Below are 11,718 nucleotides of genomic sequence, written 5' to 3'. Positions count from 1 at the left end.
TTCTAAAACGTCTCATCGGCGCTTGGTCCATAGCTTCCTGGAATTGGGATATCTAACAGACGTAAGAATACACCAAGCTGTGCTCTGTGATGAATGATTTGAGATAATGATATTCTAATTATATCTGCTTTTGTTCCTGTGCTCAATATTTGATCGCCGTTTCTTAAAACCCATGTTTCTGAAAGCTGATCTTCATTGGCATTTTCAAACTGCTTTATACCATCGGCGACGTTGTTCTCAAATTCGACTAGTAATTCTTTTGTGGTATTGATATCTTTTGGTTGGTAGGGATTATTCTGAAAATCTAATTCAGTTGTATTTAATGCCATGCCAACCCAGCCAGGAAGTTCTGCAATATGTGCGGCTAATCTTTTTATAGTCATACTCTTAGGGTGGGGCTGCCAATCAAATTTGTCATCGGGTACTATAGATAACATTTTTCTTGTTGTTACGCTTTCATTTTTTAGTTCTTTTAGGAATGCTTCTGTCTGTTTCATAATGTTTATTTTAAAATGGTGATGAATCTTTAATTCAATTTCTAATTATATAACAAAGAAACGACGGGATGCTGACAACCCTATGTCAGCAGAAAAAATATTTTATACTTTTTTTGCAATTTCAGCAATCATATTTCGAACATCTTGCTTTAAGGAACTTGGTGATACGATTTCAGCACGCTTGGCTAATGTTAAATACCATCCGGCAAAAGCTCTTAATGAAGCAGTTAGGAATGTCATTTCTATTTGATCTCCTTTTTCTTCTTCAGATACAAAGCCGTAATAGTATTTTTGAGTGGTGATATGGCCAGCGAGTATTTTTTCCACCAATAGTACTACCGTTTGTAAATCTTCTTGCTCAGATTTGATTTTTAGATATTCTTTTAATGTGGGGTGCTGTGTTTGAAAACATTCATCTAGGATATCGAAGTTTAATATTCTGTCGGTTCTGAATGTTCGATAGTCATTCCTTAAACGGCAATAAGCAATGAGATACCAAAAGCTATTTTGAAGATAAATTCCAACGGTTTCAATATCACGTTGAGTGATTTTCTCTGCATTTATATTCTTATACTTTAATGAAACAAGTTTCTTTTCATTGATTGCATTTAAGATATTTTGAAGAAATTGATTGTTAGTAGTGCTTTCTTGCTGGTAATTGTTAAGGACAAGAATATGTGGAGCAATGTCTTCAAGATAGTTTTTCTCTACGGTTCTTAGTACAGCTTTGATTTTAAATAGGGCAGATTCGTAAAGTTGATAATTCTTTGCATCGGTATATTTCTCTACAATTTTTGAAGCCATTAAAAAGGTTGTTGCTTCTTCTTTTGTAAATTGAATGGGTGGTAGTCGATATCCATCCATAATTGAATAACCTACTCCGGCTTCTCCAATTATAGGGATTCCAGCTGCTTCTAAGCTCCTGATATCTCTGTAAACGGTTCTTAAACTAATTTGAAAACGATCGGCAATTTCTTGTGCTTTTATAACCCGTTTGGATTGTAGTTGAATAAGGATAGCGGTTATACGATCTAATCGGTTCATGGTGTTTAATTAGTTTGCTAAAATAAACGTAATTGTTGTGGGTTTTTATTTATGATAGTGATTTCATTGAAATTGGAAAGGGTAATCCCTAAGAGCCGCACTCTTTTATCTTCTGCAGATAATTCTTTTGATAAAAGCTCTTTTACTGTCTGCAAAATGATGGATAGGTCATTTGTGTTTTGAAGTAAAGATTTACTTCGATTGATGATTGAAAAGTCATTAAACCGAATTTTTAGGGTGATTGTCCGACCTTTAAGTTGGTGCTTTTGCAAACGCCCTGCTAATCTCTCAGCAATCTTTTCCAGTTCAAAGTCCATATCTTTTAAGCGGGTTAAATCATGCTCAAAGGTATCTTCTACGCTGATTGACTTTGTTTCTCGGTTAGGCTGCACTGGCCGGTCATCGATTCCGCGAACTATGCGATAGAAAAAATGTCCCTGTTTGCCGAAGTGTTTTACCAGTTCGGGTTCTGTTAGTCTTTTAAGATCGGCTCCAGTATGTAAATTCATTTGTCCCATCTTTTTGGCTGTTACTTTACCCACGCCGTAAAACTTTCCAACGGGTAAAGTTTCCATAAAGGCTTCAATTTTTGAGGGGCCAATAAAGGTAATACCGTCTGGTTTATTAATATCTGATGCTACTTTTGCTACAAATTTATTGATTGAAATACCTGCTGAAGCGGTAAGATTTAGCTCCGCCTTAATGGCTTCTCGAATTTGCTTGGCAATATCCAGGGCTGATCCTATACCTAGTTTATCATAACTCACATCTAAATAAGCCTCATCTAAAGATAGGGGTTCTATGAGATCTGTATATCTTTTGAAGATCTCACGAATGCTGCCAGATACTTTTTTATAAACATCAAAACGGGGTCGTACGAATAAGATATGAGGACAAAGACTTATCGCTTTATGTGAAGGCATTGCTGATCGTACTCCAAAGACGCGAGCTTCATAACTTGCTGCAGCTACAACGCCACGGCCTTCGGGAGAACCACCAACGGCTAAAGGTTTGCCTCTATATTCTGGAAAATCACGCTGCTCTACCGATGCAAAGAATGCATCCATATCAATATGGATTATCTTACGATAGATTTTCTCTTCGATCATAGAGGTGTTCATTTGTGATAATGTAATAATTTCTTTTAATAATTTGTATTTTTACGTACCAAATTAAAACATCAGTTTTATAATTGATAGCACGGTTTTTGCGAAATACGTTTAATATTAATTACAGACGATTTATTTTTTTGAGCAAGCATGGAACAAATATTTATTAGACCTACCTATAAGAAAGCAGGCCCCAATGATTTTTTTAGAAAGCTACAAAAGGAAGTTCAGGATAATGTGTTAACGGATACGTCTATTCAACGTAAAAATGTTATTAAATCTATCAGCGTATTATTATTCTATTTTATTCTTTACGCTTGTATCCTGATCTTTGGTAATAACGTTTGGTTGCTTTTTCTCTTCTATATTTTTCTAGGGTTTTCTACCATGATATTGTTTATCAACGCTTTTCATGATGCAGCTCATGGGGCTGTTTTCAAGAATAAAAAGCTGAATAAACGATTTATGTATGTTTTAGAACTGTTTGGTAGTAATAGTTACATTTGGTCTAAGCGACATTTATTACTACACCATCCATATCCGAATGTGCAAAACTGGGATACAGATATTAAGCAAAGCGATATTGTTCATCTTTTCCCTGAAAGTCCAATATTGAAGATTCATAAATACCAGCATATTTATATGTGGTTTATTTATCCTTTTTATACATTAAACTGGTTGTTTAACAGGGATTTTAAAGATTTCTTTGGTACGAAGGATAATTATTTAAAGAGGATTCTTCGTATTCCAAAAATAGAGTACTTTAAGCTTTTTGCTGCTAAAATATTCAATGTTTTTTATCTGGTAATTGTTCCCATTCTCTTTTTAAATCAACCTTGGTATTTAATCGTATTTGCATGGTTGGTTATGCATATTGCTGCAAGTATGCTTGGCGTAATAGCTTTAATATCAACACATGTTGATGAGGATGCTGTATTCCCGATGCCACCTGAAGATGGAAAGATGGATACTACCTGGGCGATTCACCAATTAACGGTAACAAAGGATTTTAGTGCAGACAATAAGCTGGCTAATTTTCTTTTTGGAGGATTTACTCATCATGTTGCGCATCATTTGTTTCCGCATGTTGCTCATACATATTATCCTAAAATTACACCAATTATTCGTCGTTATGCAAAAGAATATGGTTTTCCATATACTTGCTACCCAGCCTATCAAGCAATTCGGTCGCATTACTTTTTGCTTAAAAAGAGTGGGGTAAAAGGTGGTCTAAAAGAAAGTATATTTGCACATGGTGAAATTTAGTGCCTCTTAGAAATGAAACACCTTCATAGAAATTTCTATTTAGCGTTGGTTATCATTTTCTTTATTCTTGTGTGGCCATTTTTATATTTTTTGGGGAAGAATAGTTCTAAAAACTTTTCGGCTCTTGTGCGCCTAAGAAGGATGCTGGCCTTACTATCTTCTGGTGCTGCAGGAATTAGTTATAAGGTTAAAACTGATGAACCTGTTGATTGGTCTCGTAATTATATAATTTGTGCAAACCATACGTCAAATCTAGATATAACAGCCTTAATGAAGGTCTGTAAATCTGACTTTAGCTTTATGGGTAAAGATGAGCTATTACATAATCCGGTAACCGGTTTCTTCTTTAGAACGATTGATATTCCGGTTAACCGCTCTAGTAAGATTTCAGCCTATAAGGCATTTAAGCGAGCGGAAGTTTATTTGAATGAAGGAAAGAGTATTGCTATTTTTCCGGAAGGAGGGATATCGGATGAGTATCCGCCAAAATTACAAACATTTAAAAACGGGGTTTTTAAATTAGCAGTAGATTTGAATATTCCTATATTACCGGTAGTTATAGAGGATGCCTGGAAAATACATTGGGATGATGGTGCAAAATATGACACTAAGCCTGGTAGGGTAAATGTGCATGTTTTGAAGCCTGTTGAAGTATCAGAATTAAATTTGACGGCCGACGAACTGCATGATCTGGTTTATAAATTATATAAAGTAAATTGGATCATTTAATTAGTAACAAATTGATCTATTAGGTATCTAACAGTAAAATAATTGAAATGACAGAGCAATCACTTATAGATATTACGGATATTGGCAGGAAGTATGTTATAGGAGCAGAAACTATTCATGCGATTAAATCGGTTTCTTTGAAAGTTAATAAAGGCGAATTTGTAGCCTTAATGGGGCCTTCTGGTTCTGGTAAATCGACCTTAATGAATATTCTTGGATGTCTGGATACACCTACACGTGGTGAATATTTGTTGAATAATATCCGTGTTAGTGAGATGTCAGAAGATGAATTAGCCGATGTAAGAAATAAGGAAATTGGCTTTGTGTTTCAAACATTTAACTTACTCCCAAGGTCTACTTCGTTGGATAATGTAGCCTTGCCCTTAGTATATGCTGGTGTAAATAAAAATATAAGAACTGAGAGAGCACAAGCAGCACTTGAGAATGTTGGATTGGGAAACAGGGTTCATCACAAACCTAATGAGCTATCTGGAGGTCAGAGACAAAGGGTAGCAGTTGCACGTGCTTTAATTAATAATCCATCAATTATATTGGCCGATGAGCCTACAGGTAATCTGGATACAAAAACATCCATTGAAATAATGGGCTTATTGGAGGAAATTCACTCCAAAGGAAATACCATTATCCTGGTTACACATGAGGAAGACATTGCTCAACATGCCCACCGTATTGTGAGAATGCGAGACGGTTTAATTGAGGATGATTATATGAATGATTCTGTAAAGCGTGTTTCTCCTCGTTTAGAAGAGTTAAAAAACAACGAAAATAATAGCTTATAAAGCGTTTTTTAATACCCAATATCGGAAACCTAAAACTAGCTTCTGAAAGCTAGTCAATTTCATGGGATCTTTACCTGCATATCGGGGTAAAGCTTTGTTATTGATCTTTAATAAGGTTTTAAAAAATAGCTTCCTCATTCTATAAATACATTTTAAGAATGAATTGGTTTGGTTTCGGTTTGTAATTCTGACAGATACTTGTACATTCCTCCTTCTCGTATAATAAGCTCTTGATGGGTTCCCGTTTCAATAACCTGGCCTTCGTTTACTACAATAATTTTGTCTACTTGACGGATGGTAGATAAACGATGGGCAATGATGATAGAGGTTCTGTTTTTCAATAACTCTTCGAGTGCTTCCTGAACTAAACGTTCTGATTCTGAATCGAGAGAGGAAGTGGCTTCATCTAAAATTAGAATCGCGGGATCTTTGAGAAGTGCTCTTGCAATGGCGATTCTTTGACGTTGACCACCAGAAAGTTTAACACCGCGTTCACCAACGAGGGTTTCATAGCCTTCGGGAAATCCGGTAACAAAGTCATGGGCATTAGCTCTTTTCGCAGCTTCAATCACTTCTTCATTCGAGGCATTTAGATCTCCGTAAGCAATGTTTTCGCGGATGGTTCCACCAAATAATAATACATCTTGTGGAACGATGGCAATCTGACTTCTGATATCAGTTAATGAATAATTTTCAGCTGGATTACCATCGAATAGTAATTGTCCGCTTTGTGGGTTGTAGAACCTTAAAATTAAGGAAGCAATGGTTGATTTACCTGTACCGCTTGGTCCTACGATTGCTAACTTTTCACCGGCTTTAACAGAGAATGAAATATCTTTTAATACAGGAGATTCTAAGCGGGAAGGGTAGGAGAAGTTGATATGCTCAAAGCTTAAATTTCCAGAAATACGTTTTCTATCTTTGCTGTTAATAGGATTGATAGAAATATCTTCTTGTTTTTCTTCTAAGAGTTCAATAACACGTTCGCTTGCACCAACTGCTTTTTGAACATTTGCATATAAATCGGGAAAGCTACCCATAGAGCCTGCCACAAACATAGAGTATAAAATATAGGTTGTTAAATCGCCTACAGTCATTTCTCCATTTAAAACAAGTACAGAACCGTACCAAATTACTCCGATTACCGCTCCGAAAATACAGAAGATTATAAATGAAACGAATACTCCTCTATAATTAGCACCGCGCATAGCGATACGTACAACTTCAGTCAGTGATTTTTTATATCTTCCTGCTTCAAATGCTTCATTTACAAAAGCTTTAACGTTTGAGATTCCTTGTAGGGTTTCTTGTACGATGGTATTTGATTCAGCTAGTTGATCTTGAGTTTGGCGGGATAGTTTCCTGATAAAGCTTCCAAAAAATACGGCTGCAATGATCATTACTGGTAGGATTGCAAGGTTTAGAAGAGTAAGTTTTGGGGAAACGATTATTAAGAAGGCTATTCCTCCGATCATGGTGATGAGTTGGCGGATCATTTCTGCCAATGTTGTAGTCATGGTGGTTTGAATCTGAGATAGATCTGCAGAAAGTCGACTGTTTAATTCTCCTACCCAACGGTTTGAAAAGAAATCCATGGGTAAGGTAATGAGGTTGAAATAGGTGTCGCGACGAATATCTGCAACTGATTTTTCAGATACCTCTACAAATAAGCGGATCCTGAAAAATGATACGACTGCTTGAGCGAATAAAATGATGAATGCTATGTAACCAATGGTTGCTATATCTGAAGGTAACCATGCATAGGTTTGTTTAGATTGTGCGGCATCTATCATTGCACCTAAAAGAGCAGGGAAGGCAAGTAGGGTTATGCTTGACAGGAAGAGGAATATCATTCCAATGATAAACTTGAACTGATAAGGTTTTAGGTACTTTAAAAGCTTTTTAACGCTTTTGATGTTCTCTTTATTTAGCTTGGGCTTTGGAAGTTCTTCTTTTGTGCTCGATACGTTGCGTGCCATATTTATTAATCTAATAGGCTCCAAAAATACATAATATTTATTTGGTTTTACCCATCCATAGTAGGGCATCGATGGTTAGCTGGTTCTGAATTTTGTTTGTAAAAGTAAATGATAAATCTTTATTGGTGCCATTTTCATAATCGATATCGTTATGTCCCATGTTGATATACAACATTTTATATTTTTTATTTGTCCATACCACTGGATAATAACCACTGTGCCAAATCTCATGAGGTTTGGGACCTGTTCCTACAGGAAAACTGCTTTGATCAATAGAAAGTAATATTTCAATATTCGGATTGGTTCTTAAATCATTTTGCCAGCGATACCATTCATTTGGAGATGATGTAAACGTTTCGGGCAGATTTTTAGTCGCTGGATGTGAGTGATTCTCTACGCGTAATACAGCCGATGTTGGTCGCCAGGTATTGCTTACATAACTTCCTGACCCTAAAAATTCATTGTGATACCAATCCCAGTTTTGTGGAAAATCAGAAGGTGTAAGTGCAAAGCCTGCAAAATGGAAGCCTATGAATCCGCCCCCGTTTTCCATGTATTGTTGAAAGGCTTGTCTTTGTGCTGTATCTTCAGGTCGTGTGTCCAGAAATAAGACTACCTGATACTTGGATAGAAATTCTGCATTGAGATTATTCCAATCGGAGGTAGAATCATAAGTAAAGTTATATTCTTTCGCTACCTGAGGAAACCACTTATTTGCTTCATGAACGTAGCTGATGTGAGCCTGATCATTTTTAGCAGTATAAAAGGCAATAACCTTAAAGTCTGGTTTCTTTGTCTGAGCTGAGAGGTTAATGGATAAGAAACATAATATGAAAAGAGTAACAAGAGGGATGCCCTGTTTTATAGTTCGTATGTTCATAAATAGAAGACCTTAACTGCTAAGATATAAAATTCTGCAACGATCTATTTAGGGTTTAATTAACTTGTTTGTAGAATGGTAAATAGGTATCTGTAATTTTCTCGCCAGGAGTATGTATAGCAACGGATGTTATTTTATCATTAGATATCTCAAAAGCAATTCCTGAAGCGATATCATCAATCAGGGTGACTTTTATGGAAGATGATGTTTCAATACCTTCAATGCTTTCTGCATTTGGGTAAGCTGTTTTTAATTGACTAAGCGTACTTGTGGATGATATTCCTTTCTCTGTAATAAAATCTACATTGCTTAGGCGTAAAATTTGTATGGTTTTTCGCATATCCACATTAGCATCACAAACAGCATAGACATCCAATTCTTTTTTGGGAGATTGTTTGTCTAAATACCACATACTCCAACTTTTACACATGGCAGCATCTGCGCTGTCGGCCTTTCCTAATACATTAAATAACTGAGCTTGTTCTACTTCTTGTTTTAATTCAAATCTGCCCAATGATTTTCCTGCAATAACAAATATTGTGTCGCTATCAGAAAGCTTTAGTTTGACGCTGTCTATTGCTTGGGTTTTATTTCTTGTACTGTCTGTTTGTGATATGTTTTGTGAATTTTGATTTGTATTGCCGGTACATGCTCCAATAAATATCATTGCAAACGAAATGATTAAAAGAGGGTAGGATTTCCTTATTATATTAATTGAGTTTTTCATTTGAATTGTTTTCAGAATAAATAAACAAATCTTCTGCCAAGAATGAAGAATGAAATTTTTAACCTTTGTAGCTGAGAAAATTTTTTACGAAGATGATTAGATTAATTTTTTCTCGAGTGCTATTCTGACAAGCACGGCTGTGTTTTTAGCATCCAATTTCAGTAACAGGTTTTTTCGGTAGCTTTTGATAGTTTCAGGGCTCAAAAATATCCGTTCTGCAATTTCACTGTTTGTCAATCCTTCAGCAACCAATTTCAGCAATTCCTTTTCTCGATGGCTGAGCCAGGTATGTGTCTCTTTCGGGCGCTTCATCAAAATATCGATCTCATGGCAAAGAAATATTTCGCCAGCGGCTACTGCTTTTATTCCTGCCAATATTTCTTCGGTCATGGCATTCTTGATTAAATACCCTGAAGCACCGTTGTCGAGCATCTGGCGCACGATGCTATACTCATTGTGTGTGGTTAGGGCTAGTATCTTTATTTCCGGAAACTCTGTTTTTACTTCTTTGCAGAAATCTAATCCGCTAATATCCGGTAAGCTTACATCCAGCAACAATACATCTGGTTTACAAAAACCCAAGGATTGCCGGCATTCTGAAGCACTGTGTGCTACATTAACCACGGTGGCCAATCCAGACGCAGCAATTAACCCCTGCAATCCTTCGGTCAATATCTTATGGTCGTCTACGATGGCTACTTTAATCATGATGTTCGCTTTTTGTAAGTTTTAGCTCTACATGTACTTCCGTTCCATCTTCCGATGAATAAATCTCCATTTTACCCTGAAAAGCAGCTACACGCTGACGGATATTTTGTAAGCCCATTCCTTCGGTTACCTTTTGTTGGTTGAAACCTTTCCCGTCATCTTGTACGGTGAAAGATACACGATTATCTTCTTGTATCAGTTGCACATTGATTTGCGTAGCTTCTGCGTGCTTTAGTGCGTTATTAACCAATTCATGAATGCAACGATATATCATGATCTCCAGATTACCGGATAGGCGAGCTTCGTCTCCAAAATAATGAAAGCGTACGGTTGGGATTGCGGTGCAGAAATCTGTCAAGGAGACTTTCAATCCAGATCGTAGAAGCGATTCGGGCATCATGTGATGCGCTACTCGACGAAGTTCTTGTATAGAATCGTCCAGCATGCCTAAGGCTTTCTGGAAGCGGGAAACGTCTACGGCTTCTAGAATTGCATTACCTTTTACCTGCGGCAGATTGATTTTTACTAGAGACAACATGCTGCCTAAGCCGTCGTGCAGGTCTCTCGCCAGCCGGCTACGTTCAGCCGTTTCGCCATCAAGTGTGGCTTGTACTGCTACTAGTTGTTTTTCTTGTTCCAGTCGCTGCGTTTCTTCTTCAGCAAGTTTTCGCCGGCTGACTGCCAGGCGGTAGCGTATGACAACAAAAGCTAGTGCGATTATTAAAATCAATCCACCGGTAATACCGAGCAATAAATACAGCTTTCGCTGGCTTTGTAAGGTACTGATCTGAAACTCTTTCTTTTCGGTTTCGTATTTTACTTCCATTTCGGAAAGTGTATTATGAAAAGTTTCGTTATGTTGTTCTTCCAGTGCTGTAACAAATTGGTTTACATAATACTCCATGGAGTCGATTTGCCCCAACTGTCCGTAGGCTAATGAAAGATGGATATAAGCATGCTTGGTAAGATTGACATCAGCCGAATCTATTTGCAAGACTTTTAGGCCAGTCGTTATACATTCTTCGTATTTGCCAGTATAATAATATATAGCAGACAATATAGTTGCACTGGTGGATATTAAATTCGAAAAACCTGCTTCTTCGGTCTGTTGTAGTGCCTGTTGCGCTATAGGCAGGGCTGAGACATAGTCGTCATAATAGCTATATGTGTTCGCCAAAGTCGCTAAGGCTTGATTCTCTCCGAACTTATTACCTGTTTCCTGATAGATTTTAACTGCCTGCTTAATGGGTTGCACAACTTCTTCCTTGCTCATTTCCTGATTTCGATATATATAACTCATGGCTAAATATATGTCGGCCAGTCGCTCTCGATTTCCACTCTCTATTGCCATTTGCTCTGCTTTAATATAGTATACCATGGCTTGGTCGTCGTTGCTCAGCAATCGATAAACACCGCCGATACCAGCATAGGTCTGGCACAGTTCATAGGTGTCATTTATTTTTTCAAGTATGCCTGCTGATTTTTTATAATAATCCATCGCTAAGTCATACTTGTTTTGATAAGCATGAAGGCTGCCATAAACCCTATTTAGTGTTGCTTCTAATTTTGCATCTTCAAGTTTTTGCGCGATCGGTAATGCTTTGTCTAAATAAATTGTTGCTGAATCATAAACCCCTCCCTTGAGATAAGCTAAGCTCATATTTTGGTAAAATAGGGCTTCCGCTTTTTTATCCTTGGTTTGTAAAGCTAATGTTAGTCCTGTTTTTGCATATTCCAAGGATTTCTGCATATTAAGGTTCGAGTATCTGTCTGACAGATCCTGATATAGCTTGATCTTTTCTCCCTCTGTAAGTTTTTTTGTAGTTAATACTTTTTCCAAGGAATCTACCGATTGCCCAAAGCCGATTAAAGGCAGCAATGCAAAAATCAGGTATAAGAAAAAGCGACACATATACTGTATGTATTTATGTATATATCTTATTATCATACTGTTTAATTAACGGGTTTATCTCTAGTTT

11 protein-coding genes are annotated in these 11,718 nt (G+C 36.9%); 3 read left to right on the top strand and 8 right to left on the bottom strand.

Annotated features, from left to right (window positions below):
• Window positions 1-2: 2 nt before the first annotated feature.
• The 3 genes from C8N28_RS01795 to dinB form a co-directional block, all read right to left on the bottom strand.
• Window positions 3-497, bottom strand: a complete 495-nt coding sequence (locus tag C8N28_RS01795; RefSeq protein WP_132220969.1) for a DinB family protein — start codon at window positions 495-497, stop codon at window positions 3-5.
• Window positions 498-599: 102 nt separating this feature from the next.
• Window positions 600-1,541 carry a helix-turn-helix transcriptional regulator gene (locus C8N28_RS01790; RefSeq protein ID WP_132220966.1) on the bottom strand — a complete coding sequence of 314 codons (942 nt, stop codon included), beginning with the start codon at window positions 1,539-1,541 and terminating at the stop codon, window positions 600-602.
• A gap of 17 nt (window positions 1,542-1,558) precedes the next feature.
• Window positions 1,559-2,650, bottom strand: coding sequence for a DNA polymerase IV (dinB, locus tag C8N28_RS01785; RefSeq protein ID WP_132220964.1), 1,092 nt, complete (start codon window positions 2,648-2,650; stop codon window positions 1,559-1,561).
• Between the two features lie 150 nt (window positions 2,651-2,800).
• On the opposite strand from dinB, the gene C8N28_RS01780 reads away from it, so the two are divergent.
• The 3 genes from C8N28_RS01780 to C8N28_RS01770 are packed head-to-tail and all read left to right on the top strand — an operon-like array spanning window position 2,801 to window position 5,445.
• Window positions 2,801-3,916, top strand: a complete 1,116-nt coding sequence (locus C8N28_RS01780) for a fatty acid desaturase family protein (RefSeq protein ID WP_132220962.1) — start codon at window positions 2,801-2,803, stop codon at window positions 3,914-3,916.
• A gap of 12 nt (window positions 3,917-3,928) precedes the next feature.
• Window positions 3,929-4,645, top strand: coding sequence for a lysophospholipid acyltransferase family protein (locus C8N28_RS01775; RefSeq protein ID WP_132220960.1), 717 nt, complete (start codon window positions 3,929-3,931; stop codon window positions 4,643-4,645).
• A 47-nt stretch (window positions 4,646-4,692) separates the two neighbouring features.
• On the top strand, window positions 4,693-5,445 hold the full coding sequence (locus tag C8N28_RS01770) for an ABC transporter ATP-binding protein (protein ID WP_132220958.1): 753 nt from the start codon (window positions 4,693-4,695) through the stop codon (window positions 5,443-5,445).
• A gap of 152 nt (window positions 5,446-5,597) precedes the next feature.
• On the opposite strand, the gene C8N28_RS01765 is transcribed toward C8N28_RS01770, so the two are convergent.
• From C8N28_RS01765 to C8N28_RS01745, 5 genes are all read right to left on the bottom strand, one after another.
• Window positions 5,598-7,424 carry an ABC transporter ATP-binding protein gene (locus C8N28_RS01765; protein WP_132220956.1) on the bottom strand — a complete coding sequence of 609 codons (1,827 nt, stop codon included), beginning with the start codon at window positions 7,422-7,424 and terminating at the stop codon, window positions 5,598-5,600.
• 37 nt (window positions 7,425-7,461) lie between these two features.
• Window positions 7,462-8,304, bottom strand: a complete 843-nt coding sequence (locus C8N28_RS01760; protein WP_132220953.1) for a ThuA domain-containing protein — start codon at window positions 8,302-8,304, stop codon at window positions 7,462-7,464.
• Window positions 8,305-8,359: 55 nt separating this feature from the next.
• Window positions 8,360-9,031 (bottom strand): hypothetical protein, encoded by a 672-nt coding sequence (locus C8N28_RS01755; protein WP_132220951.1) that lies wholly within the window; start codon window positions 9,029-9,031, stop codon window positions 8,360-8,362.
• Between the two features lie 96 nt (window positions 9,032-9,127).
• Window positions 9,128-9,739, bottom strand: a complete 612-nt coding sequence (locus C8N28_RS01750; RefSeq protein ID WP_132220949.1) for a response regulator — start codon at window positions 9,737-9,739, stop codon at window positions 9,128-9,130.
• Window positions 9,732-11,651, bottom strand: a complete 1,920-nt coding sequence (locus C8N28_RS01745; protein WP_165870281.1) for a tetratricopeptide repeat-containing sensor histidine kinase — start codon at window positions 11,649-11,651, stop codon at window positions 9,732-9,734. Before C8N28_RS01745 ends, C8N28_RS01750 begins: the two co-directional genes overlap by 8 nt.
• Window positions 11,652-11,718: the final 67 nt, after the last annotated feature.

Source organism: Albibacterium bauzanense, from assembly GCF_004339765.1.
GTDB classification, from domain to species: Bacteria; Bacteroidota; Bacteroidia; order Sphingobacteriales; family Sphingobacteriaceae; genus Albibacterium; species Albibacterium bauzanense.
This window is presented reverse-complemented; position numbering and strand designations above follow the sequence as displayed.